Source organism: Streptomyces brevispora (assembly GCF_007829885.1).
In the GTDB taxonomy this organism is placed as follows: Bacteria; Actinomycetota; Actinomycetes; order Streptomycetales; family Streptomycetaceae; genus Streptomyces; species Streptomyces brevispora.
Genome location: NZ_VIWW01000001.1, coordinates 5,569,225 through 5,592,763, shown reverse-complemented (window position 1 = coordinate 5,592,763; position 23,539 = coordinate 5,569,225). Strand labels below are relative to the sequence as shown.

At 71.4% G+C, this 23,539-nt stretch carries 24 protein-coding genes and 3 pseudogenes; 10 read left to right on the top strand and 17 right to left on the bottom strand.

What is annotated here, in order from left to right; translation table 11 throughout:
• Nucleotides 1–30: 30 nt before the first annotated feature.
• Nucleotides 31–1,032 (top strand): ATP-binding cassette domain-containing protein, encoded by a 1,002-nt coding sequence (locus tag FHX80_RS25995; RefSeq protein WP_145766404.1) that lies wholly within the window; start codon nucleotides 31–33, stop codon nucleotides 1,030–1,032.
• Entirely contained in the window at nucleotides 1,029–1,820 is a 792-nt protein-coding gene (locus FHX80_RS25990) for an ABC transporter permease (protein WP_145766403.1), read from the top strand. The genes FHX80_RS25995 and FHX80_RS25990 overlap by 4 nt, the downstream gene beginning before the upstream one ends.
• Nucleotides 1,821–1,902: 82 nt before the next feature.
• Here FHX80_RS25990 and FHX80_RS25985 read toward each other — a convergent pair whose 3' ends face one another.
• The 5 genes from FHX80_RS25985 to FHX80_RS25965 form a co-directional block, all read right to left on the bottom strand.
• Entirely contained in the window at nucleotides 1,903–2,499 is a 597-nt protein-coding gene (locus tag FHX80_RS25985; RefSeq protein WP_145766402.1) for a hypothetical protein, read from the bottom strand.
• A 14-nt stretch (nucleotides 2,500–2,513) separates the two neighbouring features.
• Nucleotides 2,514–3,677, bottom strand: a complete 1,164-nt coding sequence (locus FHX80_RS25980) for an ROK family glucokinase (protein ID WP_145766401.1) — start codon at nucleotides 3,675–3,677, stop codon at nucleotides 2,514–2,516.
• A gap of 124 nt (nucleotides 3,678–3,801) precedes the next feature.
• Complete coding sequence (locus tag FHX80_RS25975) at nucleotides 3,802–4,665, bottom strand: ATP-binding cassette domain-containing protein (protein WP_145766400.1); 864 nt, start codon at nucleotides 4,663–4,665, stop codon at nucleotides 3,802–3,804.
• Complete coding sequence (locus FHX80_RS25970; protein WP_145766399.1) at nucleotides 4,662–5,714, bottom strand: ABC transporter permease; 1,053 nt, start codon at nucleotides 5,712–5,714, stop codon at nucleotides 4,662–4,664. Before FHX80_RS25970 ends, FHX80_RS25975 begins: the two co-directional genes overlap by 4 nt.
• Nucleotides 5,711–6,724: a sugar ABC transporter substrate-binding protein gene (locus tag FHX80_RS25965; RefSeq protein ID WP_446447083.1), complete on the bottom strand. Its 1,014-nt coding sequence runs from the start codon at nucleotides 6,722–6,724 to the stop codon at nucleotides 5,711–5,713. Before FHX80_RS25965 ends, FHX80_RS25970 begins: the two co-directional genes overlap by 4 nt.
• A 391-nt stretch (nucleotides 6,725–7,115) precedes the next feature.
• Between FHX80_RS25965 and FHX80_RS25960 the strand changes: the two genes are divergently transcribed.
• Nucleotides 7,116–8,135, top strand: a complete 1,020-nt coding sequence (locus FHX80_RS25960) for a Gfo/Idh/MocA family protein (RefSeq protein WP_145766397.1) — start codon at nucleotides 7,116–7,118, stop codon at nucleotides 8,133–8,135.
• Nucleotides 8,136–8,295: 160 nt separating this feature from the next.
• Here the strand turns inward: FHX80_RS25960 and FHX80_RS25955 are convergent, their stop codons facing one another.
• The 5 genes and pseudogenes from FHX80_RS25955 to FHX80_RS25935 form a co-directional block, all read right to left on the bottom strand.
• Nucleotides 8,296–8,715 carry a PaaI family thioesterase gene (locus FHX80_RS25955; RefSeq protein WP_145766396.1) on the bottom strand — a complete coding sequence of 140 codons (420 nt, stop codon included), beginning with the start codon at nucleotides 8,713–8,715 and terminating at the stop codon, nucleotides 8,296–8,298.
• Nucleotides 8,716–8,731: 16 nt separating this feature from the next.
• A complete protein-coding gene (locus FHX80_RS25950) occupies nucleotides 8,732–9,910 on the bottom strand; it encodes a cytochrome P450 family protein (RefSeq protein WP_145766395.1) in 1,179 nt (392 codons plus the stop codon).
• An 85-nt stretch (nucleotides 9,911–9,995) separates the two neighbouring features.
• Nucleotides 9,996–10,358 (bottom strand): annotated as a pseudogene (locus FHX80_RS35255) (LuxR C-terminal-related transcriptional regulator); the annotation flags it as partial.
• Nucleotides 10,357–10,617, bottom strand: a pseudogene (locus FHX80_RS35955) (sensor histidine kinase); the annotation flags it as partial. The pseudogenes FHX80_RS35955 and FHX80_RS35255, both read right to left, overlap by 2 nt.
• A 224-nt stretch (nucleotides 10,618–10,841) precedes the next feature.
• Entirely contained in the window at nucleotides 10,842–11,765 is a 924-nt protein-coding gene (locus FHX80_RS25935) for a DMT family transporter (protein WP_145767503.1), read from the bottom strand.
• 330 nt (nucleotides 11,766–12,095) lie between these two features.
• Between FHX80_RS25935 and FHX80_RS25930 the strand changes: the two are divergent.
• The 3 genes and pseudogenes from FHX80_RS25930 to FHX80_RS25920 all read left to right on the top strand — a co-directional run.
• A pseudogene (locus FHX80_RS25930) lies at nucleotides 12,096–12,588 on the top strand (SDR family oxidoreductase); the annotation flags it as partial.
• 10 nt (nucleotides 12,589–12,598) lie between these two features.
• Nucleotides 12,599–12,829, top strand: a complete 231-nt coding sequence (locus FHX80_RS25925) for a DivIVA domain-containing protein (RefSeq protein ID WP_145766394.1) — start codon at nucleotides 12,599–12,601, stop codon at nucleotides 12,827–12,829.
• A gap of 80 nt (nucleotides 12,830–12,909) precedes the next feature.
• The gene (locus FHX80_RS25920) at nucleotides 12,910–13,740 is read left to right on the top strand and encodes an aldo/keto reductase (RefSeq protein WP_145766393.1); all 831 of its coding nucleotides are present in this window, start codon (nucleotides 12,910–12,912) and stop codon (nucleotides 13,738–13,740) included.
• A gap of 148 nt (nucleotides 13,741–13,888) precedes the next feature.
• Here FHX80_RS25920 and FHX80_RS25915 read toward each other — a convergent pair whose 3' ends face one another.
• The 3 genes from FHX80_RS25915 to allB all read right to left on the bottom strand — a co-directional run bounded on the left by FHX80_RS25915 (nucleotide 13,889) and on the right by allB (nucleotide 16,773).
• Nucleotides 13,889–14,218, bottom strand: a complete 330-nt coding sequence (locus FHX80_RS25915) for a putative quinol monooxygenase (protein WP_145766392.1) — start codon at nucleotides 14,216–14,218, stop codon at nucleotides 13,889–13,891.
• 93 nt (nucleotides 14,219–14,311) lie between these two features.
• The gene (gene alc / locus FHX80_RS25910; RefSeq protein ID WP_145766391.1) at nucleotides 14,312–15,427 is read right to left on the bottom strand and encodes an allantoicase; all 1,116 of its coding nucleotides are present in this window, start codon (nucleotides 15,425–15,427) and stop codon (nucleotides 14,312–14,314) included.
• A gap of 2 nt (nucleotides 15,428–15,429) precedes the next feature.
• Entirely contained in the window at nucleotides 15,430–16,773 is a 1,344-nt protein-coding gene (gene allB / locus FHX80_RS25905; RefSeq protein WP_145766390.1) for an allantoinase AllB, read from the bottom strand.
• Between the two features lie 324 nt (nucleotides 16,774–17,097).
• On the opposite strand from allB, the gene FHX80_RS25900 reads away from it, so the two are divergent.
• Together FHX80_RS25900 and FHX80_RS25890 are read left to right on the top strand one after the other, a co-directional pair.
• On the top strand, nucleotides 17,098–17,898 hold the full coding sequence (locus tag FHX80_RS25900) for an IclR family transcriptional regulator (protein ID WP_145766389.1): 801 nt from the start codon (nucleotides 17,098–17,100) through the stop codon (nucleotides 17,896–17,898).
• Between the two features lie 466 nt (nucleotides 17,899–18,364).
• Complete coding sequence (locus FHX80_RS25890; protein ID WP_145766388.1) at nucleotides 18,365–18,694, top strand: hypothetical protein; 330 nt, start codon at nucleotides 18,365–18,367, stop codon at nucleotides 18,692–18,694.
• Nucleotides 18,695–18,873: 179 nt separating this feature from the next.
• On the opposite strand, the gene FHX80_RS25885 is transcribed toward FHX80_RS25890, so the two are convergent.
• The 4 genes from FHX80_RS25885 to FHX80_RS25870 form a co-directional block, all read right to left on the bottom strand.
• Nucleotides 18,874–19,278, bottom strand: coding sequence for a nuclear transport factor 2 family protein (locus FHX80_RS25885; RefSeq protein ID WP_145766387.1), 405 nt, complete (start codon nucleotides 19,276–19,278; stop codon nucleotides 18,874–18,876).
• 113 nt (nucleotides 19,279–19,391) lie between these two features.
• A complete protein-coding gene (locus FHX80_RS25880; protein ID WP_244318439.1) occupies nucleotides 19,392–19,685 on the bottom strand; it encodes a hypothetical protein in 294 nt (97 codons plus the stop codon).
• A 104-nt stretch (nucleotides 19,686–19,789) separates the two neighbouring features.
• Nucleotides 19,790–20,470: an ABC transporter ATP-binding protein gene (locus FHX80_RS25875; protein ID WP_145766386.1), complete on the bottom strand. Its 681-nt coding sequence runs from the start codon at nucleotides 20,468–20,470 to the stop codon at nucleotides 19,790–19,792.
• The gene (locus FHX80_RS25870) at nucleotides 20,467–21,549 is read right to left on the bottom strand and encodes an ABC transporter permease (protein WP_145766385.1); all 1,083 of its coding nucleotides are present in this window, start codon (nucleotides 21,547–21,549) and stop codon (nucleotides 20,467–20,469) included. Before FHX80_RS25870 ends, FHX80_RS25875 begins: the two co-directional genes overlap by 4 nt.
• Before the next feature lie 110 nt (nucleotides 21,550–21,659).
• On the opposite strand from FHX80_RS25870, the gene FHX80_RS25865 reads away from it, so the two are divergent.
• Nucleotides 21,660–22,865: a sensor histidine kinase gene (locus tag FHX80_RS25865; protein ID WP_145766384.1), complete on the top strand. Its 1,206-nt coding sequence runs from the start codon at nucleotides 21,660–21,662 to the stop codon at nucleotides 22,863–22,865.
• Nucleotides 22,862–23,494, top strand: a complete 633-nt coding sequence (locus FHX80_RS25860) for a response regulator (RefSeq protein ID WP_145766383.1) — start codon at nucleotides 22,862–22,864, stop codon at nucleotides 23,492–23,494. The genes FHX80_RS25865 and FHX80_RS25860 overlap by 4 nt, the downstream gene beginning before the upstream one ends.
• Nucleotides 23,495–23,539: the final 45 nt, after the last annotated feature.

Genomic DNA, 23,539 nt, shown 5'->3' with positions numbered 1-23,539 from the left:
GCCACTTCAGCCGCCGAACGGGAGAACCTCATGCCTTCACCTGTCATGCCCACGTCCAGAAATGGAAACGATCAGGAACCGCCCGCAGCCGTCCGCGCGGTCGGCCTGCGCAAGTCCTACGGCGACAAACTCGTCCTCGACGGGATCGACCTGAGCATCCCGACGGGCACGGTGTTCGCGCTGCTCGGACCGAACGGCGCCGGCAAGACCACTGTCGTCAAGATCCTCTCCACTCTCGTCTCCGCCGACGCCGGCGACATCCACGTCGGCGGCCACGACCTGGCCGCCGACCCGCAGGCGGCGCGTGCCGCCATCGGCGTCACGGGACAGTTCTCCGCCGTCGACGGCCTGATCACCGGCGAGGAGAACATGCTCCTCATGGCGGACCTGCACCACCTCTCCCGCAGCGAGGGACGGCGCACCGCGGCCGAGCTGCTGGAGCGCTTCGACCTGACGGAGGCGGCGAGGAAGCCCGCCTCCACCTACTCCGGCGGCATGAAGCGCCGCCTCGACATCGCCATGACGCTGGTCGGCAACCCGCGGATCATCTTCCTCGACGAGCCGACCACCGGTCTCGACCCGCGCAGCCGCCACTCCATGTGGCGCATCATCCGCGAGCTCGTCTCCGGCGGCGTCACCGTCTTCCTCACCACCCAGTACCTGGAGGAGGCCGACGAGCTCGCCGACCGCATCGCGTTACTGAGCAACGGCAGGATCGCCGCCGAGGGAAGCGCCGACGAGCTGAAGCGGCTCGTCCCGGGCGGGCACGTACGGCTGCGGTTCTCCGACTCGTCCGCGTACCGCTCCGCCGCCCTCGCCCTGCACGAGGGCACCGGGGACGACGAGGCCCTGTCGCTGCGGATCCCCAGCGACGGCAGTCAGCGCGAGCTGCGCGCCGTCCTCGACCGGCTGGACGCGGCCGGTATCGAGGCGGACGAACTGACCGTGCACACCCCCGACCTCGACGATGTGTTCTTCGCCCTCACCGGCGACACCGACGTGCCCAGCCAGACCAGGGAGGAAGTCCGATGAGTGCCCTCTCCCTCGCCGTACGCGACTCGTCCACGATGCTGCGCCGCAATCTGCTGCACGCGCGGCGCTACCCGTCACTCACCCTGAACCTGCTGCTCACGCCGATCATGCTGCTGCTGCTCTTCGTCTACATCTTCGGCGACGTGATGAGCGCGGGCATCGGCGGTGGTGGCGCGGACCGCTCGGAGTACATCGCGTACATCGTCCCGGGCATCTTGCTGATGACCATCGGCGGCACCGTCGTCGGTACGGCGGTGTCCGTCTCCAACGACATGACCGAGGGCATCATCGCCCGCTTCCGCACGATGGCGATCCACCGCGGTTCGGTGCTCATCGGGCACGTCGTCGGCAGCGTGCTGCAGTCGGTCATCAGCGTGGTGCTGGTGGGCGCCGTGGCCGTGGCCATCGGCTTCCGGTCCACCGATGCCGGCGTCCTGGAGTGGCTGGCGGCGTTCGGGCTGCTCGTGCTCTTCGCCACGGCGCTCACCTGGATCGCGGTCGGCATGGGGCTGATCAGCCCGAACGCCGAGGCGGCCAGCAACAACGCGCTGCCGATGATCCTGCTGCCGCTCCTGTCGAGCGCCTTCATCCCGGTCGACACGATGCCGGGCTGGTTCCGGCCGATCGCCGAGTACCAGCCGTTCACGCCCGCCATCGAGACGCTGCGAGGGCTGCTGCTCGGCAGCGAGATCGGCAACAACGGATGGCTCGCGGTCCTCTGGTGCCTGGGTCTCGCGGTGCTCGGCTACTTCTGGTCGACCTCGAAGTTCAACCGCGACCCGAAGTAGCAGCCCGTGGCGTCTCGCCCGTGCTCACCCAGATATCACCGCCCCGGGTACCCGGGGCGGTGGCCGGTGTTCCGGGTCCGGGTCAGGGGGTGGCCGCGGACACGACGTAGACGACCGGGGACACCGGGTCGGTCATGTCGACGGTGATGTCCTGGGTGGGGCGCGGGTCCTTGTTGGTGTGCGTGGTGCCCGCCCATGAAACGCCGTCGCCGAAGTACCAGTCCGCGATCTTCGTGTCGCGGTCGCCGACGGTGACCTTGCCCGCGGTCAGGGCGGCGCGGCCGGTGCCGACCTGGGTCAGGAACCGGTCCAGGCCGCTGGACGTGGTGCGGAACTGCACGTACATCCGGCTGGCCTTCCAGTTGTTGGTCTCGTAGTACTGGACATCCACGGCACCGCCGGGGATCGGTACCTCGAAGATCCGGCGCTGCATCCGGGACGGCCAGCCCTCACGGAGTCCCTGTGCCGAGGCCTCGGCCTCCTTGTCCTGGCCGGAGCGGCGGCTCTGTCCGGCGGAGATCAGCAGATATCCGGCCGGGATGCCGATGAGCAGCACGATGATGGTCGCCGTGATCAGGCGTCGGCGGATCGTTCTGCGCCGGTCCTGCGGCGGCCGCCCGTCGCCCTGCTCGGGCGGCTGGGACTGACGCGGCACGACGGGGTGCTCGGCTGCGGTCATGGGTCTGGGAATCCCTAGGAAGTGCGGGTGTTGCGGGTGTTACGGATGGTGCTCGCGGCCTGGTCGTAGATCTGCGCGTACCGCTCGTACCGCTCGACGCGGCGCCGGTTGGTACGGCGGAATCTGCGGGCCACCAGTCTGGCGAGGTCGGCGGCGCCGACCATACCCGCCTCGGGGCCGAGCTGCGCCTTCGCGATCCGTGCCTCGGGGCGGTAGCCGCGGCCGGTGAGGTGGCGTTTGAAGGCGTCCCTGGCCGGCCCGATCAGCAGGTCGTCGGCGGCGCTGACACCCCCTCCGATGACGAAGCAGGAGGGGTCGAGCGCGGCGGCCAGATTGGCGATTCCGACGCCGAGCCACTGGCCGATGTCCTGGAGGAGCTCGATGCACATCGCATCGCCCTCGCGGGCCAGTTCGGTGATGAGCGGTCCGGTGATGTCGGGGATGTTGCCGTTGACCCGCTCGATGATTCCGTGGGCCACCGGGGAGTCCGCCGCGGCCAGCTCCCTGGCCTCCCGGACGAGTGCGTTCCCGGAGCTGTACTGCTCCCAGCAGCCGCGGTTGCCGCAGGGGCAGCGGTGGCCGCCGGGCACCACCTGCATGTGGCCGAACTCACCGGCGACGCCGTACTTGCCGCGCTTGACCTGGCCGTCCTCCAGGATCGCGCCGCCGATGCCGGTACCGAGGGTGATCATGACGAGGTGGTCCTCGCCGCGCCCCGCGCCGAAGCGCCATTCGGCCCAGGCGGCGGTGTTGGCGTCGTTGTCGACCATGACCGGGACGACCAGCCGGGAGGCGATGGCGTCGCGCAGGGGTTCGTCGCGCCAGGCGAGGTGCGGGGCGAACAGCACCTTGGAGCGGTCCGCGTCGACCCAGCCGGCCGCGCCGATGCCCACCGCGTGCACGTCGTGGCGGTCGGAGAGGTCCAGGACCAGCTCGACGATGGTGTCCTCGACGACCTTGGGGCTCTTGGACTTGTCCGGCGTCTCGGTGCGCAGGGCCTCCAGGATGTTGCCGTCGGCGTCGACGACCCCGGCCATCACCTTCGTCCCACCGATGTCGATGCCGACGGTGGGGACCCGCGGCGCGGTCAGGTGCGAGCGTCGCTCCCGGGTGCCGACGGTCCGCAGGACGGTGGCGCGGGCGGAGCCGCGGTGGGTGAAGTCGCGGTACGTGCTCATCGTCCCTGAGGGGTCTGGAGTGGCCGGGGCGAAGAGGATCCCGGCGGCGGACGGCGCCCGTCGGCCCCGATTCTGCCACTGCCGGGGGGACGGGGCTGCCGGACGGGGCGACCGGGCGGCGGAGCTACGGGGTGTCGCCCTTCGCCGGGGGGCCGCCCTGGGCGTCCGGGCCGGGGGAGCGTTCGAGCTCGTGGCTGAGCTCCTCCAGCTCGCTGCCGCCCGCCATCTGGCGGGTGAGCTCATCCAGCGTGATGCTGCCCCTGGTGTGGCTGCCGGCCATGGCACCCCGCTTGAGCAGCACGAAGCGGTCACCGACCAGATACGCGTGGTGCGGGTTGTGCGTGATGAGAACCACGCCCAGTCCGGCGTCCCTGGCCGCCGCGACGTACTTGAGGACGACGCCGGACTGCTTGACGCCGAGCGCCGCGGTCGGCTCGTCCAGGACCAGCACCTTGGCGCCGAAGTGGACGGCCCGCGCGATGGCCACGCACTGGCGCTCACCGCCGGACAGGGTGCCGATCGGCTGGTCGACGTCGCGCAGGTCGATGCCCATCCGCAGCAGCGCGGAGCGGGTCGTCTCGCGCATCAGCCGGACGTCGAGGCGCTTGAAGGGGCCCGCGCCGGTCGTCGGCTCGGAGCCGAGGAAGAAGTTCCGCCAGACCGGCATCAGCGGGACCACGGCGAGGTCCTGGTAGACGGTGGCGATACCCCGGTCGAGGGCGTCGCGCGGGTTGGCGAGCGTGGTCTCCTCGCCGTCCACGAGGAAGGTGCCGGCGTCGTGCCGGTGCAGCCCCGCGATGATCTTGATGAGGGTGGACTTGCCGGCGCCGTTGTCCCCGAGGACGCAGGAGATCTCGCCCGCCCGGACCTCCAGCGAGACGTCCTGGAGCGCCTTGATGTTGCCGTAGTACTTACTGACGTGGTCGAGCTCGACCAGCGCCCGCCGGTCGGTCTCCGCCGGCCCGTTCGATGCCTGGGGGGCCGTCATTTCGTCGCCTCCGCGCGCTTGCGTACCCATGCGTTGAGCAGGGTGGCCAGGAGCAGCATGGCTCCGAGGAAGAATTTGAACCAGTCGGGGTTCCACTCCGCGTACACGATGCCCTTGCCGGTCATGCCGAAGATGAAGGCGCCGACCGCCGAGCCGATGGCGGAGCCGTAGCCGCCGGTGATCAGGCAGCCGCCGATGACGGCCGCGATGATGTACGTCAGCTCGTTGCCGACGCCCTCGCCGGACTGCACCACGTCGTAGCTGAACAGCAGGTGCTGCCCGGAGACCCAGGCGGCGAAGGCCACCCCGAGGTAGAGCCCGATCTTCGTCCGGATCACCGGGACACCGACCGCGCGGGCCGCGTCGGCCCCGCCGCCGACCGCGTAGATCCAGTTGCCGAAGCGGGTGCGGAGCAGGATCCAGGTGGCGACCGCGACGAGGAGGGCCCACCACAGGATGGTCACCTTGAGCTCCACGCCGCCCACGGTCCACTCCGAGGCGAAGACCTTGCGGGCCGAGGCGAAGCCCTCCATGTCCCCGATGGCCTTCGTCGAGACGGTCCCGCTGATCAGTTTGGTGAAGCCGAGGTTGAGACCGGTCAGCATCAGGAACGTACCGAGCGTGATGATGAAGCTCGGCAGTTTGGTACGGGTCAGCATGAAGCCGTTGAATGCCCCGAAGGCCAGCGTGACCAGCAACGACACAAAGACGCCGACCCAGACGTTGGCCGTCATCTGGTAGCTGAACATCGATGAGATCAGCGCCGAGCTGGTGACCATCACACCGGCGGAGAGGTCGAACTCGCCGCCGATCATCAGCAGCGCGACCGGCGCCGCCATGATCCCGATGGTGGAGGCCGCGTACAGCACCGTGCCGAGGCTGGTGGCGCGCAGGAAGCTGTCGGCCACGATCGAGAAGAAGATGAAGACGGCCACGGCCCCGACGAGCGAACCCAGCTCGGGGCGGCCCAGCAGCTTGCGGAGCTGCGAGGTGCGCAGCAGCCGCTCGTCCGCCCCGGCGGGAGCGGGCTGCCCCGGCGTCGCGGTCATCGCGTTCCCCGCTTGGTGTACTCGGCCAGCTGGGCGGCGTCCTGCGCGGTGATGACCTGCGGGCCGGTGAGGACCGGACGGCCGCCGCCGAGGACGTTGCGGTTGTAGCGGTAGAGCCAGAGCAGGTCGACGGCCTCGTACCCCTGGAGGTAGGGCTGCTGGTCGACGGCGAAGCCGAGGGTCTTGTCCTGGAGCGCGGTGGCGACCTTGGCGTTCAGGTCGAAGGTGTCGATCTCGGCCTTGCTGCCCGCGGTCCGCTTCGCCTTGACGGCGGCGTCGGCGAACGGCGCGCCGAGGGTGACGACCGCGTCGATGTCCTTGTCGGCCTGGAGTTTCGCCTCGATGGAGGCCTGGACGTCGGGCATGTTGGTGCCCTCGACGTACAGGCTCTGCATCTCGCCGTCGAAGGCCTTCTTCGCACCGGCGCAGCGCTGCTCATGGCCGACGTTGCCCTGCTCGTGCAGGATGCACAGGGCCTTCTTGCGGCCGCGCTTGTTGAGCTCGTCGCCGACGGCCTCGCCCGCGATGGACTCGTCCTGGCCGATGTGGGTGAGCGCGCCGAACTGCTTGGACTCCGCGGAGCCCGAGTTCACCGTGATCACCGGAATGCCGGCCTTGACGGCCTTGGCGACGACGTCCTTCATCGCGTCGGGCTTGGCGAGGGTGACGATCAGCCCGTCGACCTTCTTGTCGATGGCGGCCTGAATCAGCTGGGCCTGCTGCTGCGCCTCGTCGTTGTGCGAGTACAGGAAGTTGATGTTGTCCTTGCCGGCCGCCATCTTGGCGCCCTTCTGGACGATGTCCCAGAAGGTGTCGCCGTCGCCCGAGTGGGTGACCATGGCGAAGGTCCAGCGGGGCGTGTTCACCGCGGACCGGCTCTCGGCGGCGGCCTGCGCCGCCCGGTCCTCCGCCCGCTTGCCGCCGGTGCTGCTGCATCCCATGAGGGAAGCCCCGAGCACCGCCGCAAGCACGGCGCCCATCGCACGTACCCCTGTCCGAACCCTTGCCACGACTGCGTGCCCTTCTTGTGCTGCTCGTTGTGCTGCTGGTGGAGCCGGGGCCTGTGCGGTCCCGGCCCGGCTGGGCAAGTATCCCCGAGCCGTCGTCGCCGCCGCCCGGCAGGGCGCGGCGCGTGTGTCGGTACGGCGCCGGGGCGGCGGTCTGCCGCCGTCGTCACCGTACGAGAAGCCGGGAAAGCCTCCGACACCGTACGGAAGTCGCGCGGCGCTGTCACCGTACGGGGAGGCGGGAATCGCAGCAGTGGCGCCCGGCCCGGTGGGGGCGGGGGGCGAAACGCTCCGGTCCGCGGCAGCGGGCGGTCGCGGGCCGCGCCCCGACACCGAACCCGCTTTGTCAGGACATATAGTTGACAGCGTTGCCGGTGACCGGCACGTTGGGTCCATGCGCATCGGACTCATCGGCACCGGCCGGATCGGCTCCTTCCACGCGGGCGTGCTGTCCCGCCACCCCTCGGTGGACGCCCTGGTGGTGACGGACACCGACCCGGTCCGCGCGGCCGCGGTCGCGGACCGGACCGGGGCGAGTGCCGTCGGCTCCGCCGCGGAGGTGTTCGGCGCGGGCGTGGACGCCGTGGTGATCGCCTCGGCCACCGCCGCGCACGCCGAGCTGATCGTCCGGGCCGCGAGAGCCGGGCTGCCCGCGTTCTGCGAGAAGCCCGTCGCCCTGGACCTGGCGGGCACGCTGGACGCGCTGCGCGCGACGCAGGGGGCGGGGAGCGTGCTCCAGCTGGGGTTCATGCGCCGGTTCGACGCGGGGTACATGGCGGCGCGCGCCGCCGTGCGCGGCGGAGCGCTCGGCCGGCTGCACACCGTCCGGACGGTGACCTCCGATCCGGCGCCGCCGCCCGCGGCCTATCTGCCGCTCTCCGGCGGGCTGTACCGGGACTGTCTGATCCATGACTTCGACATGGTGCGCTGGGTGACGGGCCGGGAGGTGACGCGGGTGTACGCCACCGGCTCGGACGGCGGGCCGCCGATGTTCCGCGAGGCCGGCGACGTGGACACCGCAGCGGCGCTGCTGACCCTCGACGACGGCACCCTCGTCACGGCGACGGCGACCCGCTGCAACGGCGCCGGGTACGACGTACGGATGGAGCTCGCGGGAGAGCTGGACCAGATCGCGGTCGGCCTGGACGACCGCACCCCGCTCACCTCGGCGCAGCCGCAGGGCCCCGCCGCCCCGGCCAAGCCCTGGCCGGGGTTCCTGGAGCGCTTCGCCCCGGCGTACGAGGCCGAACTGGACGCCTTCGTGCAGCTGGTGCGGGGCGAGGACGCCAATCCGTGTGACGGCCTGGAGGCCCTGCACGCCCTGCGGGTCGCGGAGGCGTGCGAGGTCTCACGCCGGGAGCTCCGGCCGGTGGAGCTGACGGAGATCCCCGGGGGGCTGAGTACGGTTGCGTGAACGGCCCCGACGGCCGTCACCACCGGACCGGCAAGTTCTTCCGGTCCCCGGATGCGCATCCCCGTACGCCGGGTCGGCGCTGCCCGGATCCGCGTCCGGGTGTCGGTCCGGGTATCGGTTGGCGTCGGCCATCGCGATCAGGACGTCAAGTCGGGCTCTTTCAGGAGGACATGGCATTCAGCACGGTGCCCTGGGCGACCGCGCAGAGGGTCCTGGTGCCGTCCTCCCCCACGGTGAACAGTTCGCAGCGCGCCACCGCCTGCCGGCGGCCGGTGTGCACGACGTCCGCTCGGGCGACCAGCCCGGTGCCGGTGGCGGGCCGGAGGTACTGGATCGAGAAGCCGCCGGTCAGCACGGCCGGGCCGAGCGTCGTTCCGGCGGCGAAGGTGAGCGCGTTGTCGGCGGCGTAGGCGAGCACTCCGCCGTGCAGGAAGCCGTTCTGCTGCTGGAGTTCCTCCCGGCCGTCGATCTCCAGCGTCGCCGCGCCGCCGCCGAACGCGGTGATCCGTGCGCCGACGAGCCTGCTGAACGGCTGGCTGTCGAGCACCTTCTGTGCCGTCTCCAGGTCGAGTGCGGTCATGACGTCCCTCTCCGTCTCACCAGCGCACGGGGAGCCGGCGCGCCCCGCGGATCAGCATGCCGGGCAGCCAGTCCGGTTCCCCGGCGGCCGGATCGAGTACGAGTCCGGGGCACCGTTCCAGAAGTGTCCGGATCGCGATGCGGCCCTCCATCCGGGCCAGCGGCGCGCCCATGCAGAAGTGCGTCCCGTGCCCGAAGGCCAGGTGGCCCTGCGTGTCGCGGCGGATGTCGAACACGTCCGGCTTCGGATAGCGGCCGGGGTCGCGGTCGCCGCCCGCCAGGGCGACCAGGACCGGTTCACCGGCCGCGATGGTGGTGGAGCCGATCGTGACGGGCTCCCGGGCGAAGCGGAAGGTGGCGGTCTCCACCGGCCCCTCGTAGCGGAGCATCTCCTCCACCGCGTAGTCGAGCAGCCCGAAGTCGGCTCGCAGGTCTGCCAGTTGATCAGGGTGGTCGAGCAGGGCCCGCACCCCGTTGGCGATCAGGTTGACCGTCGTCTCATGGCCCGCGACGAGCAACAGGAAGGCCATGCCGACCAGTTCGTCGGGCGACAGCGCGTCGTCGTCCTCGTCCCGCGCGGCGATCAGCGCGCTCATCAGGTCCTCGCCCGGTGAGCAGCGCTTGTCCTCGATCAGTTCGGCGAGATAGCCGCCCATGGCTTGGACCGCGTCGCTCTCCTCCTGCGCACCGGCCGGGGAGACCACGGCGTTCGACAGCCGGCGAAAGGCGTCCCGGTCCAGGTCGGGGACGCCGATGAGTTCGCAGATGACGGTCATGGGCAGCGGGAAGGCGAGGGCGTCGACGAGATCCGCCTGCCCGGCGGGCAGCATCGCGTCGAGCAGCGTGTCGGTGATCTGCTGCACGCGGGGCCGCAGCGCCTCGATCCGTCGCGGGGTGAACTCCCGGACGACCAGCTTGCGCAGCCGGGTGTGGTCGGGTGCGTCCATCTCCAGCATGTTGGCGTTGATCGGATTGCCCACGCCCGACTGCCCGGGCAGCGTCCGCCAGTCCTTGCCGAAGCGCTGGTCGGCCAGGACGGCGCGCCCCTCGTCGTACCCGACGACGAGCCGCACCCGGTCGAAGTCGTCGGTCCGGACGGTGTGCACCGGGCCCGCGGCGCGCAACTTCGCGTAGTACGGATACGGATTCGCGGTGAAGTCCGCCACCCCGCGCAGATCTGCCTCGACATCGGACATGGGCCCACCCTCCCGGTCTGATCGGGCCGGCCACCAGGACCGGCCCGATCAGCGTATGCTGCCCGGCTCTTTGCGACCGCAGGGTTCAGGACGGGCCGGCCCCGTCGCCGTCGTCCAGGAGACCCGCGTCGTGGACCAGCAGCGCGATCTGGACGCGGTTGTTGAAGTCGAACCTGGCGAGAATGCGTGACACCTGGGTCTTCACGGTGGCCACGCTCAGATGGAGCGCCGCGGCGATCTCGGCGTTGGAGCGGCCGTGCCCGACGGCGATCGCCACCTCGCGCTCCCGTTCGGCGAGCAACGTGATGCGTTGGCGGGCCCGTTGTGCGCGGTCCGCCCTCTCCTCCCGGCCGGAGTCCGCGGCCTGGGCCATGAGCTGCCGGGTGACCGCGGGCGACAGGACCGGGTCACCGGCGGCCACGCGCCGCACGGAGTCGACGATCTGTGACCGGCCACCGCCGCCGGACCCACAGCGCGCAGCAGGCCGCGGCGCCGATCAGCGCGTCGACGAAGACGTAGACGTCGGGGGTGCTGTGGTCGGCGTCGATCGTGGAGACGGTCAGCATCCCGAGGCCCGCCGCACAGAGGAACGCCGTGATGTCGACGACCCGGTCCCGCACGGTACGGCGGAAACGGGCGTCCCGGTCACCGGGCAGCTCGGGATCGGCCATCGCCGAGGGCAGCCAGGGGTACTCCGTACGCGTCATATCGACAAAGCTACGCAGCGGAAATCGCGGCTTCCGGCGGTTCGGGACCAGGAGGCGGCCAAAGTCGCGGAAGGGAAGAATTTCGGCGCAGCGGTACGGACAACCGGCCGACGCGGTGGCGGCGCCCGGCCCGCCGGGCTCGCTCCCACGGTCAGGGAGCAGCCGCGGCCGCTCCTGAGCCGGCACGTTCAGGGAGCAGTCGCGGCCACGCCGAAGCGGCACGGTCAAGGACTATCCGCGGCCACGCTGCGGCGCCCCCAGGCCGTACCGGCCAGGACCAGGACCGCGCCCGCCACTCCGAGGACGCCGAGCCGTTCGCCGCCGATCGCGATGCCGACGGCGGCGGCCCAGAGGGGTTCCGTACCGAGCAGCAGGCTGACCCGGGACGGCGAGGTGCGGCGTACGGACCACATCTGCACGAAGAACGCGAAGAGCGTGCAGAAGACCGACAGGAAGAGCAGCCCGCCCCACTCGCGGACGCCGAATCCGGCGGCGACCGACCACGGCGACTCCCCCGTTCCGGGGGCGGCGGCCAGCAGCGCGAAGACGGCGACCGCGCTGCCCAGCTGGACGGTCGTCAGTGACAGCGAGTCCGCCGACCGGACGGACCTGATGCGCGCCATCAGCAGGACGTGGAGGGTGCGGGCGAGGGCGGCGACGAGCATCAGCAGATCGCCCGCCGAGGGGCTGGTGATTCCGCCGCCCTGGGTCAGCAGTGCCACGCCGGCCACGGAGAGCGCGGCGGCGGCGAGGAAGGTCCCGGTGGGCCGGACGCGGTTGACCGCGGCCTCGGCGAGCGGGGTGAAGATCATGGTGAGGCTGATGATGAGCCCGGCGTTGGTCGCCGAGGTGTGCACGATGCCGTACGTCTCCACCAGGAAGATCCCGCTGAGCACCAGGCCCAGCAGCCCCGCGCCCCGCCACTGGGCCCCGGTCAGCGCCGCCAGCCGGCGCCACCCGGCGACCACCAGGACGGGCAGCACGACGGCGAATCTGAGAACGAGCACGGCGATGACGGTCTGCGGCGTGGTGATGCCCTTGGCGGCCAGATAGCTGGAGCCCCAGACCACCGCGACCAGCAGGACGGGCAGATCCGTGAGCCACGCCCGGCGCGGCGGGGCGAGGGCGGGCACGGCGATCGAGGACACCCGGATCTCCTGGTTCTCCACAGGCGCGATGTGGAGACCTCACTGGCTCGCACGAGCGATCACGGTACCGGCCACCGTCCCGCGATGGCGAGCCCCGGGTGGGGATGACGAGGACACCTTCCGGTTCGTGCCGTCGGCACTCGGCCGCTTCGCCGGGCCGGGCCCCGGCGGAACGGCGGTTGACCGCGCGGCCGCTCCCGTACCGTCCGGGACGGAACCGGATGCGGCCCGCCCGGTGGGCCGGTGGGTCTGGATCGCGCTGCCGTGGGAGGTCGTACGGGCACCGGTCGGCTCGAAGGCGGTCGGCAGTCCGCCGTACGGGAACAGCCGCTTGCCGCGGCGGAGCACGACCGGGTACTCACCGTCGACGTGCGGGCCGTCTTCCTGGCCTGCCGGGCGGCGGCCGGGGTGATGGAGCGGGGCGGCCGGGGCGATGGAGCGCGGCGGCCGCATCATCTCCCTCGGGACGGCCCCGAGCCGGTTCGCGGGCGGACCGGGCGGCACGCTCTACGCGATGAGCGAGTCGGCGCTGTCGGGACTCACCAAGCCGCTCGCCCGCGAACTCGGCCCGCGCGGGATCACCGTCGGTCCGGTCCGGCCCGGACCGGTGGACACCGGCCTCAACCCGGCCGACGGTCCGTTCGACGCCGGACAGCGGGCTGCGACCGCACTGGACCGGTTCGGCACGGCCGGTGAAGTGGCCTCGCTCATCGCCTACTTGGCCAGTGCCGAGGCCGCGTACATCACGGGCACGGAGATCCTGGTGGACGGGGCCGTGCCGCCCGAGTTCCGTGGCAGGGTGGGCGGACGATTTCGCTCCTGAGGAGGCACCCATGTTCGGGTCACGCGGGAAATACGAACTTCCGCTGCACGAGGAGTTCGGATTCACCATCGCCCGGCGCGGATACGACCGCGATCAGGTCGACGCCTACATCACCCAGTTGCGCGGCGACTCCCCGCCGGCCGGTGTCGTGGGCTTCGAGCTGGTCCGCCGCGGCTACGAGCGGGGCCGGGTGGACGAGGTCATCACCCGGTTGCGCCGCGAGGCGGGCCTGGGGCGATAGGCCGGCCCCGCCTCCGCGCTGCCCCTCGCCCCCATCCGGTCCAGACTGACCGCACCACCATCAGGAGAAGAGGGAAGATCATGTCCGAGACCCCGGCGCATCGCCTGAACGACGGCCGTAGTGTCCCCGCGGTCGGACTCGGCACCTGGCCGCTGGACGACGACGCGGCGGAGCGGGCCGTCGCCGGGGCCCTGGGGCTCGGCTACCGGCTCGTCGACACCGCGCTGAACTACGGCAACGAGACCGGCACCGGACGCGGGATCGCCCGCAGCGGTGTGCCCCGGGAGGACGTCTTCGTCACCACCAAGGTGCCGGGCCGCCACCAGGGGTACGAGAAGACGCTGGCCTCGTTCGAGGAGTCCCGCCGCAACCTCGGCCTCTCCTACGTGGACCTCTACCTCATCCACTGGCCGCTGCCCCGCGTCGATCTGTACGTGGACACCTGGAAGGCGATGATCCGGCTCCGCGAGGAGGGGCTGGTGCGGTCGATCGGGGTGTCCAACTTCACCGCGGACCAGCTCGACCGGCTGGAGCGGGAGACGGGGGTGCTGCCGGCCGTCAACCAGATCGAGATGCATCCACGTCTGCCGCAGGAGGAGTTGCGGTCCGTGCACGCAGCCAAGGGCATCGTCACGGAGAGCTGGAGCCCGCTGGGCCGGGGCCGCGATCTGCTGGCCGATCCCGGGCTTCTCGCCATCGCCGGGGCGCACGGCGTGTCGCCGGGGCAGGCGGTGCTGCGCTGGCACACCCAGCTCGGAGCCGTACCGATCCCGAAGTCCGCCGACCCGGGACGGCAACGCGAGAACCTGGACCTCTTCGGCTTCGAGCTGACGGCTCGGGAACTGGAGCGCATCGCGGCCGGGCCGCGGCAGCGGTTCGGCGGGGACCCCGAGACCCACGAGGAGTTCTGAGCGGCGCCCCGACGGGCCGAGTCGCGAGCGGCGCGGCGGCACGGCTCAGCGCGGCACGGCTCAGCGCGGCACCGAACAGCTCAGCCCGTGCACGGCTCGGCGCGACGGGTACTCAGCCCGCGCACGGCCAAGCGCGGCGCCACAGGGCTCAGCTCGTGCGCGGCTGGAGCTCCGCCATCCGGGACCAGCCCTCGCCCGGCACCTCGACGTTGATGATCTCGGGCGTCTCCGCCACCAGGTCCGCCATCCGGTCCATGGCCGCGGCGAAGTGCTCGGACTGCACGTGCGCCGCACCCGCCTCGGGCGACGCGAACGCCTCCAGCAGCACGAACTGGTCCGGGTTCTCGACGCTGTAGGACCAGTCGAAGAAGACGTTGCCCGGCTCCTGCCGGGTGGCGAGGGTGAAGTCCTCGACGGCCGGGAGCCACTTGTCGCGCTCGGCGCTGCGGACGGTGAACCTGACGGCGATGAAGATCATGACGACTCCTGCTCGGGACGTGCGGCAACCCGGGCAGGGTCCCGTATCCCCACCGTATCCCCCGAATACGGACAGTCGCCGGAGGGGTCCGGTTCAGCCGCCCAGCCCGGCATGGCGCGCGGCCAGCCGCCCCGCGCCCCGCTCGGTCAGTGAGCCGAAGAGCCGCAGCCGGGAGATCCCGCCGTCCGGGAAGATGTCGATACGCACCTGCTCGGCCCGCACGGCCCCCGGCAGTACGAAGCGGTGGTTGGTGTCGGGCTGCAGCCGGGTCCTGGGGAGCACCTCGGTCCAGTCGCCGCTCTCGCCGTCACGGGCCGAAAGGCTTGCCCAGCCCGCCGAGTTGCCCTTCAGGTAGGCCGTGTCGATCTCGACGGCCCGGATGTCCGCCTGCTGGACGAGGCGGTAGCGGATCCAGTCGTTGCCCTTGTCCCGCCGGCGGCGGGTCTCCCAGCCGTCGTCCATCTTGCGGGACCGGCCGGGCTGGATCGTGTTGGTCGCCGGGGAGTAGAAGCGGTCGGAGGCGTCCTCCACCCGGCCGCCGTTCTCCAGCGCGACGAGGTCGAAGGTGCCGAGCGCCGTCAGCCAGGCCGGATCCGGGGCGACTTCGCCGTACACCCGGAGCCGGGCGATGCCCCCGTCGGGGTGCTGGCTGACCCGCAGATGGGTGAAGCGGCGCCCCTCGTCGACGGCGAATCCGTTGGCCGCGTGACCGCCGATCGCCGTGCGGGGTACGAGCGTTGTCCACTTCACTTCGGGTGCGCCGAGTTCCTCGGGCGACGGGGAGCCGGGCAGTGAGACCGCTTCGACGGAGACGGCCTGGGGGTAGTTGCCCCGGAAGTGGGCGGTGTCGACGACGATCCCGCGCACCACACCGGGCGCCCCGAGGCGGACCAGCGCCCAGTCGTGGTCCTCGTCCACGGGATGGGGCTGTGCGGCGCTCACGCCGCGGCGGCGGCGCGTCTCCCAGCCGTCCATGATCTTGCCCTTGTGCCCGAAGTGCTCGGGGTCGAAGTGGGCGGGCTCCGGCTTCAGCAGGTTCTCGCGCTCCGCGAAGAACTCGTCGTTGGCGGCGATCACACCGGCGCCGAGGCGACGGTCGGCGAGGTCCACGAGGTGGGTGAAGGGGAAGTCGGCGGTGCGGTAGTCGGCGTACGGGTCGCCGCCGCCGTAGGGGTTGGCGTCGCCGGTGAAGTGCGCTGTCGCCGTCATGGTCAGCGGGTCCTTTCGAGGAGGCGGCCGGTGGGTTCGGCCAGGGTGCCGTCAGCCGCGATCCGCACGCCTCGCAGCCAGGTCGACCTGACGACGCCGTGCAGGGTCCGGCCGGCGTACGCGGTGACCTGGTTGCGGTGGAAGAGTTCGGCCGGGTCGACGGTGAAGGTGGCGTCGGGTCCCAGGACGGCGAAGTCGGCGTCGCGGCCGGCTTCGATCGCGCCCTTCTCGCGCAGTCCGGCCAGTTCGGCGGGGGCCGCCGACATCCAGCGGGCGACGTCGTCGAGCGAGTGGCCTCGCCTGCGGGCCTCGGTCCAGATGGCGGGCAGCCCGAGCTGGAGGGAGGAGATGCCGCCCCATGCGGAGGCGAAGTCCGGCGTCTTGAGGTCGGTGGTGCAGGGCGAGTGGTCGGAGACGATGCAGTCGATGGTGCCGTCGGCGAGCCCCTGCCACAGCGCGTCCTGGTTGGCCGCCTCGCGGATGGGCGGGCAGCACTTGAACTCGGTTGCGCCGTCCGGGACTTCCTCGGCGGTGAGGGTGAGGAAGTGCGGGCAGGACTCGACCGTGACGCGTACACCCTCGCGCTTGGCGGCGGCGATCAGCGGCAGTGCGCCGCTGGAGGACAGATGCAGCACATGGATGCGGGCGTTCAGCCGTTTGGCGTGGCCGATCAGCCCCTGGATGGCGGCGTTCTCGGCGTCGCGCGGCCGGGAGGCGAGGAAGTCGGCGTAGGCGGGGCCGCCGCGCTGCGGCGCGGACGCCAGATGGTGCGGATCCTCGGCGTGCACGATCAGGAGCCCGCCGAAACCGGCGATCTCCGCCATCGACCGGGCCAGCTGCTCCTGGTCCAGCTCGGGGAACTCCTCGACGCCGGAGGGCGACAGGAAGCACTTGAAGCCGAAGACCCCGGCGTCGTACAGCGGGCGCAGGTCCTTCACGTTCGAAGGGATCGCGCCGCCCCAGAAACCTGTGTCGATGTGCGCCTTGGGTGCCGCCACCCGCTGCTTGACGCGCAGGTGCTCGACGGTGGTGGTCGGCGGGAGGGAGTTGAGCGGCATGTCGAGCAGGGTGGTGATCCCGCCGGCCGCGGCGGCGCGGGTGGCGGTGTGGAAGCCCTCCCACTCGGTGCGCCCTGGGTCGTTCACATGGACATGGGTGTCCACCAGCCCGGGCAGCAGGACATCGTCACCGAAGTCCTCCAGCCGGGCACCCGGCGGCACCTCGGCGTCGTACGGCAGGACGGCGTCGATCGTCCCCGCGGCGACGGCGACCGTGGCGGGCCGTGTCCCTCCGGGGGTGACGACGCGCGTCGAGCGCAGTACCAGCTTCACGTCCGTACCGGACACCCGTGCTCCCCACTTCAACAATTCAACGAACTGTTGAAGGAGTCTTCACTCGGGAAAGCAGCCCGTCAAGACCCCGTCCTCCGCGCCGCCCACCTGGCGGACCACCCGGAACAGCGCCTGGCAATTTCCACAAAGCAGAAGACTTATTTCGCTGAACGGAACGTAGAGTGGGTCGGACGCGGTGTCGCGGAACCGCCGGGCCGCCTGCGGACACCCGGACAAACGTGCCCTGACCGGCCAGGACGCCGCCCGGGAACAGTGGGCCGATCGGGAAGCGCCCGGTAGGCTGCTGCCTTGCTCATCCGCTTCGAAAGGACCGTTGACGTGCCGCCGTCCGACGCCAGCACATCCGACTCCAAGCCCGCCGGACCCAGCGGTGGTGTGCAGTCCCTTGAGCGCGCCTTCGATCTGCTGGAGCGGATGGCCGATGCGGGGGGCGAGGTCGGCCTGAGTGAGCTCTCCGCGAGCAGCGGACTCCCGCTGCCCACCATTCACCGGCTGATGCGCACGCTCGTGGTCTGCGGATACGTACGCCAGCAGCCCAACCGGCGCTACGCGCTCGGCCCGCGCCTGATCCGGCTCGGCGAGTCCGCCTCACGGCTGCTCGGCACCTGGGCCCGCCCGTATCTCGCGCGGCTGGTCGAGGAGACCGGCGAGACCGCGAACATGGCGCTGCTCGACGGCGACGAGGTCGTCTACGTGGCGCAGGTGCCGTCCAAGCACTCGATGCGCATGTTCACCGAGGTGGGCAGGCGGGTGCTGCCGCACTCCACCGGCGTCGGCAAGGCGCTGCTCGCGCACACCCCGCCGGACGAGGTACGGGCACTGCTCGCGCGCACCGGGATGCCGGCCGCCACCGAGAAGACGATCACCAGCCCCGACGGCTTCCTGGACGCGCTGGACCAGGTCCGCAGGGCGGGCTACGCGGTGGACGACAACGAGCAGGAGATAGGGGTCCGCTGCCTCGCGGTCCCGGTACCCAACTCGCCCACCTCGGCCGCGATTTCGATCTCCGGTCCGGCGGGCAGGGTGACCGAGGCGGCCACCGAACGGATCGTGCCGATCCTCCAGCAGGCCGCCAAGGATCTCTCTGAGGCGCTGGCCGGCAGCGGAACGTCCGGCTGAGCCGCGGTGCACTGACGACGAAGGGGTGGCCCGGAGCGCGAACGGATGCTGTCGGCCGACACCATCCGCGAGAGCTCCGGGCAACTCCCCCTTCCGCCCCGGCAGCGTGACGGCACCTGGCCCGAGCCACTGACCCGGCTGCGGGTCCGGGCGGACGCTGCTGGGCTGATCGTCCGGGAGGTCAACGCGGACTCCACGATCTGCCGGGCCCATCAGCACGACGGCGAGCGGCCTCCAACCTCCGGCCTTCGACCGCGAGGACTGCACGGCCCGGCACGCGGTCGAGTGCGGGATCAATCGGCTCAAGCGCAACCGGTCGGCCGCCACCCGGTTCGACGAACTCGCCGTCCCCTTCGAAGCCACCGTCCCGATCGCCGCGATCGGCGCATGGCCGTGACCGCCCCGAGCTCGGTTCCTCCTGCCATGCTGACCACGATTCAGGTGAACAGGCGAGGGGAAGGCAACCATGGGGGCTCAGTACTACGGCGCCGACAGCGAGGACGGCGACCGCATCGACGACCCCTCCGAGGACGCGCTGTTCATGATGATCAGCGACCTCAACGACTCCGACAACACGTTCGTGGCCGTCCGGCCCGACGAGGACGACCCCGTCTGGTCCGCGTCCGTGGCCGTCCTGGACGAAGGCGGATACGAGATCGTCCGCCGTGACACCACCCGCAACGAGCACGAGGTCACCACCGCGACCGGCATCGACGACATCGCCCGGGACCTCACCATCTGGATGGCCGCCCGCGACTTCCCCGGACAGCCAACGAGGCAGGTCATCGACTTCTAGAAAACGGCCTGGGCGGTTCCTCTCGAATCACTGTGCTGACCGGACGAGGACGGCTCGCCCGTGCTCCTGGCGGCCTTGCCTCGCCGGCTCGGACGGTCACCCAACCGCCGGGCGGGGGGAGAACTGTCCGAGCCGAAGAAATCCGTGCACTGGAGCCGGACACGTGCTTGCAAACAAATTCAGGCTCTGGCGATGATTCGGCCCGGCATCGGCTCGGCGAGTGCGGCCCGCCAGACCGGTGCGCCGAAGGGGGCGGCGAAGTACTGCGTCTCGTGCACCACGCGCTGGTCGGCGAATTCCATGATGCTCACCGAATAGGAAGGCACACCGTCGTAGGTGATGACGCATTCGCTCACCCATAGATTCGCATGGCCGGTGATCCGCTGGACGGCGAAGTGCCGGTCGGCCGGGTGCCCGCCGCGCTGCGCCGAAATCGCCGCGCGGCCCCGGAACCGCTCACCTGACTGCGGGTAGTCCAGGATCGCGTCCATGGCGTAGATGGCGTGCTCGGCTTCGGTGTCTCCGCGTTCCGAAGCCCGCCAATGCTCCTCGATCGCGGCTTTGGTCCGGGGATCCGTATCCATGGCTCCGCCCTTCCGTGTCATGAGATGAGAGATCGAGAGGCGGGACCACTGTGGTGGGGCTTTGTCCCGTGGCGGGTGATGCTGTCTCGGATTCGAGAGTTCCTGGAGGGCGTTCAGTTTAGGCGAAACGACCTCAAAAAGGGCGGATCCAGGCAATACCCGTTCTCACCGCGAGGGGCTGGCTTCGGTTCGGCAGCGCGTTGTTCGGTCACCGTGGGGTGGACGGTGACCGCCTCGGCCGCCCGCCCTTCCAGGATCAGAATCTCGCACAGTTCTTCGCGTGCCTTGATCGTGCCCAGGGCTCGCAGTTCATCGGCGGCGGCGTCAAGACGGCCGGCCCTGCCGAGGAGGTCGGCCTTGACGATTCCCAGGTCCGCCCACGAGCGTGGATCGGCGATCACGGACACCGCACCCAGGTACGGCCTGGGTGCGGTGTCCGTGAATCCGGGGGAGCAGTCCGGAGCCTCCTCACCCTCTCGTTTGATGTGGACGTGGCATTCGACGGCAACTCCTAGCTCAGAGCCGGGGCGGTCAGCCGGCCGTCCTGCATCATGACCGTCAGGTCCATCCGGTCCAGATGGGTCCGGTCGTGGGTGACCATGACGGTCGCCGTGGACCGCTCCCGGGTCAGTGTGACGAGCAGATCCAGCACCGCCGCACCCCGTTCGTGGTCCAGTGCGCTGGTCGGTTCGTCGACGAGCAGGACCGCCGGGTCGTTCATCAGGGCCCGCGCGATGTTGATCCGCTGGCGCTGGCCGCCCGAGAGCTGGTGCGGCCTGCGGTCGGCCTTGTCGGCGAGACCGACGGCGTCGAGCAGTTCCAGCGCCCGGGTCCGGGCGGTCCGGGCCGCGCCGCCCGACAGATGCGCCATGACCTGGAGCTGTTCGGCGGCGGTCAGCGACGGCAGCAGGTTGGGCTGCTGGAAGACGATGCCGATCCGCTCGCGGCGCAGCGCCGCCTTGTCCGCGCGGCTGAGCCCCACGGTGTCCGTTCCGGCGACAACGACGGCGCCCTCGTCCGGGGTGACCAGCGTGGCGGCCACGGCCAGCAGGCTGGACTTGCCGGAGCCGGAGGGGCCGACGACCGCGGTGAGGGTGCCCGCGGGCACCTCCAGTCCGACCCGGTCCAGGGCGGTGAGCCGCCCGTCGCCGTCGGGGTAGGTGAGGGTGACATCGGTGAGCGTGAGGGTCATCGGGCACTCCCGAGTGCGGTGAGCGGGTCTACGGCGGTGATCCGCCGGATGGACAGGGCCGCCCCGACGGCGCCGAGGACGATCATGACGGCCGCCGGGACGAGTACGGTCGACACCTCCAGGACGAAGGGCACCGCCCCGCCGCTGACCAGGGCTCCGATGCCGGCGGCGAGCGCGGTACCGATTCCCGTACCGATGGCGAGCATCACCACGGCCTGCCCGAGTGCGTCGCGCAGCAGATAGGGCGTGGAGGCGCCCAGTGCCTTGAGGACGGCGACATCGCCACTGCGCTGGATCGTCCAGACGGTGAAGAAGGCGCCGATGACCAGGGCGGAGATGGCGAAGAGGAAGCCGCGCATCAGCTGGAGCGACCCGTTCTCGGCCTGGTAGGAGCCGATGGCGGTGAGGGAGTCGTCCAGGGTGAGCGTGCTGGTGCCGGCCGCGCGGTCGCCCGCCGCCAGATCGGCGCCGTCGGTGGTGGTCAGGGCGATCACGGTGGCGCCGGCCGCGCCGTCGGCCCCGAGCCGCTGCCAGTCGGCCAGCGCGGTCCACACGACCGGCGTATGGCTGTACGAGGCATCGCCGGCGACCGCCGCGACGGTGACCTCGTCGCCGCCGAGCCGCAGCCGGTCACCGGCCCGTGCCGAGAGATCCTCCGCGGCCTGGTCGGAGAGCACGACCGTTCCCGGTCCCACCGGGGCGCCGGAGGGTGCCAGGCCGCCGTCCGGCTCGACGCCGAACGCCGAGACGGCTGCCGTCCGCTCCCCCGTCGCCGTGGCGGCGTTGAGCGTGCGGATGCCGAGCGGCTGCGCCTTCTCGACACCGGGCTGCCCCGCCCAGCTCCGCCAGGCGGTCTCCTTGACGGTGGAATTGGTGAAGGACACCGACTGGCCGTCGGGCGGGGCGGCGAACGCCAGGTGGTCGGCGCTCAGCCCCGTGACGGCCGAGGTGTTCTCCCGGGCCAGTCCGGCCGTGAGACCGGACAGCAGACCCACGAGCAGCGTGATCAGCACCACGACCGTGCCCATGAGCGCGAAACGGCCCTTGGCGAACCGAAGATCTCTCCATGCAACGAACATGACTCCAGCGTCGCTCCGCGCGGCCGGAGAAACATCGCCCACCCGCTGGGCCCGACATCAACCTTTCGGTTGACCGGCACCGGGCGCCCCACGCCTACGCTGGACGAATCATGGATACACGTGTCCACCCGCCGGTCGCCGCCGCGCTGCGGCTGTGCCTGCACGCCCTGCTGCTGGGGCTGCTGACGCTGGCCGCCGTCAAGGCCGTCAGCGGCGGGGACCCGCACTCCGCCGCCGTCGTCACGGTCTCCTGCGTAGTGGCCGCGGTGTACGCGGCGGGTGCGCTCGCCCCCGCCGTACAGCCGGGGACCCGGGCGGGGGCGTGCTGGCTCGCCGCACTGGGGGCGCTCTGGCTCGTGCTGCTGGCCTTCTCGCCGGACGGGTTGTGGGTGGCCTTCCCGCTCTACTTCCTTCAGCTGCATCTGCTGCCGATGCGCTGGGGCCTGCCCGCCGTCGTGGTGACCGCGGCCGCCGCCATCACCAGTTTCCTGGTGCACGGGCAGGCGGTCACGCCCGGCACCTTCATCGGTCCGCTGCTCGGCGCGGCGGTCGCCGTCGCCACGGTGCTCGGGTACGACGCACTGTTCCGGGAGAGCGAGCGGCGCCGCGAACTCATCGAGGAGCTCGTCTCGACCCGGGCGGAGCTCGCGGCGGCCGAACGCACCGCCGGCACGCTGGCCGAACGCGAACGGCTGGCACGGGAGATCCACGACACGCTCGCGCAGGGGCTTTCCAGCATTCAGCTGCTGCTGCGCGCCGCCGAACGCACCCTGGAGCCGGACGCGCCCGCCACCCCCCATGTCCGTCAGGCCCGCGAGGCCGCCCAGGACAATCTCGCCGAGGCCCGCCGCTTCGTCCGCGCCCTGACCCCGCCCGACCTGGAGAACGGCTCACTGGCGGCCGCCCTGGAACGGCTCTCGGCCCGCACCACCGACTCCGCGCTCACGGCGCAGTTCGCCGTCAGCGGCACCCCGGTGGAGCTGCCCACCCCGTACGAGGTGGCGCTGTTGCGTACCGCGCAGTCGGCACTGGCCAACACCGTGCAGCATGCCGGGGCGCGGCGGGCCGAGATCACGCTGAGCTTCATGGGCACCTCCGTGTCGCTGGACGTGGTCGACGACGGCCGCGGCTTCTCGCCCGGCACCGCCACCGCGGGCGACGGCACCGGAACCGGTGGCTTCGGGCTGCCCGCCATGCGGTCCCGGGCCCGCTCCCTGGGCGGCACGCTGAGCGTCGAGTCGGCGCCCGGCCAGGGCACGGCCGTCGCCCTCACGCTGCCGCTCCCCGTCGGCCCGAACGGACAGGACTCCGCATGACCAAGCCGATCAGGCTGCTGCTCGCCGACGACCACCCGGTGGTCCGGGCGGGGCTGCGGGCCGTCCTGGACACCGAGCCGGACTTCCAGGTCGCCGCCGAGGCCGCGACCGCCGAACAGGCCGTCGCGCTGGCCGCGACCGGCGAGTTCGACGTCGTCCTGATGGACCTGCAGTTCGGTGCGGGTCTGCACGGCTCCGAGGCCACCGCCGCGATCACCGCGGTGCCGGACGCGCCCCGGGTGCTGATCCTCACCACGTATGACACGGACGCCGACATCCTGGCCGCGGTCGAGGCGGGCGCCGCCGGTTATCTCCTGAAGGACGCCCCGCCCGAAGAGCTGGCTGCCGCGGTCCGTACGGCGGCGGCCGGCCGGTCCGCTCTCGCCCCTGCCGTCGCGCACCGGCTGATGGACCGCATGCGGACCCCTGCGGAGGCCCTCACCAAGCGAGAGCTGGAGGTCCTGCAACTGGTCGGCGAGGGCCTGTCGAACCTGCAGATCAGCAAGAAGCTGTTCCTGAGCCAGGCGACGGTGAAGTCCCATCTGGTGCACATCTACGCCAAGCTGGGCGTCGACTCGCGTACGGCGGCGGTCGCGGCGGCGACGGCCCGCAGGCTCATCCGCCGCTGAACCGCCGCCCTCCACCGAGCGCGCGAGCCGGAAACCGTCCTGAGC

Bases quoted from the DNA above. Each gene is read 5' to 3' on its own strand.
- FHX80_RS25995 (WP_145766404.1), top strand. From the start codon at position 31: ATGCCTTCACCTGTCATGCCCACGTCCAGAAATGGAAACGATCAGGAA.
- FHX80_RS25990 (WP_145766403.1), top strand. From the start codon at position 1,029: ATGAGTGCCCTCTCCCTCGCCGTACGCGACTCGTCCACGATGCTGCGC.
- FHX80_RS25985 (WP_145766402.1), bottom strand. From the start codon at position 2,499: ATGACCGCAGCCGAGCACCCCGTCGTGCCGCGTCAGTCCCAGCCGCCC.
- FHX80_RS25980 (WP_145766401.1), bottom strand. From the start codon at position 3,677: ATGAGCACGTACCGCGACTTCACCCACCGCGGCTCCGCCCGCGCCACC.
- FHX80_RS25975 (WP_145766400.1), bottom strand. From the start codon at position 4,665: ATGACGGCCCCCCAGGCATCGAACGGGCCGGCGGAGACCGACCGGCGG.
- FHX80_RS25970 (WP_145766399.1), bottom strand. From the start codon at position 5,714: ATGACCGCGACGCCGGGGCAGCCCGCTCCCGCCGGGGCGGACGAGCGG.
- FHX80_RS25960 (WP_145766397.1), top strand. From the start codon at position 7,116: ATGCGCATCGGACTCATCGGCACCGGCCGGATCGGCTCCTTCCACGCG.
- FHX80_RS25955 (WP_145766396.1), bottom strand. From the start codon at position 8,715: ATGACCGCACTCGACCTGGAGACGGCACAGAAGGTGCTCGACAGCCAG.
- FHX80_RS25950 (WP_145766395.1), bottom strand. From the start codon at position 9,910: ATGTCCGATGTCGAGGCAGATCTGCGCGGGGTGGCGGACTTCACCGCG.
- FHX80_RS25925 (WP_145766394.1), top strand. From the start codon at position 12,599: ATGTTCGGGTCACGCGGGAAATACGAACTTCCGCTGCACGAGGAGTTC.
- FHX80_RS25920 (WP_145766393.1), top strand. From the start codon at position 12,910: ATGTCCGAGACCCCGGCGCATCGCCTGAACGACGGCCGTAGTGTCCCC.
- FHX80_RS25915 (WP_145766392.1), bottom strand. From the start codon at position 14,218: ATGATCTTCATCGCCGTCAGGTTCACCGTCCGCAGCGCCGAGCGCGAC.
- alc (WP_145766391.1), bottom strand. From the start codon at position 15,427: ATGACGGCGACAGCGCACTTCACCGGCGACGCCAACCCCTACGGCGGC.
- FHX80_RS25890 (WP_145766388.1), top strand. From the start codon at position 18,365: ATGGGGGCTCAGTACTACGGCGCCGACAGCGAGGACGGCGACCGCATC.
- FHX80_RS25885 (WP_145766387.1), bottom strand. From the start codon at position 19,278: ATGGATACGGATCCCCGGACCAAAGCCGCGATCGAGGAGCATTGGCGG.
- FHX80_RS25875 (WP_145766386.1), bottom strand. From the start codon at position 20,470: ATGACCCTCACGCTCACCGATGTCACCCTCACCTACCCCGACGGCGAC.
- FHX80_RS25870 (WP_145766385.1), bottom strand. From the start codon at position 21,549: ATGTTCGTTGCATGGAGAGATCTTCGGTTCGCCAAGGGCCGTTTCGCG.
- FHX80_RS25865 (WP_145766384.1), top strand. From the start codon at position 21,660: ATGGATACACGTGTCCACCCGCCGGTCGCCGCCGCGCTGCGGCTGTGC.
- FHX80_RS25860 (WP_145766383.1), top strand. From the start codon at position 22,862: ATGACCAAGCCGATCAGGCTGCTGCTCGCCGACGACCACCCGGTGGTC.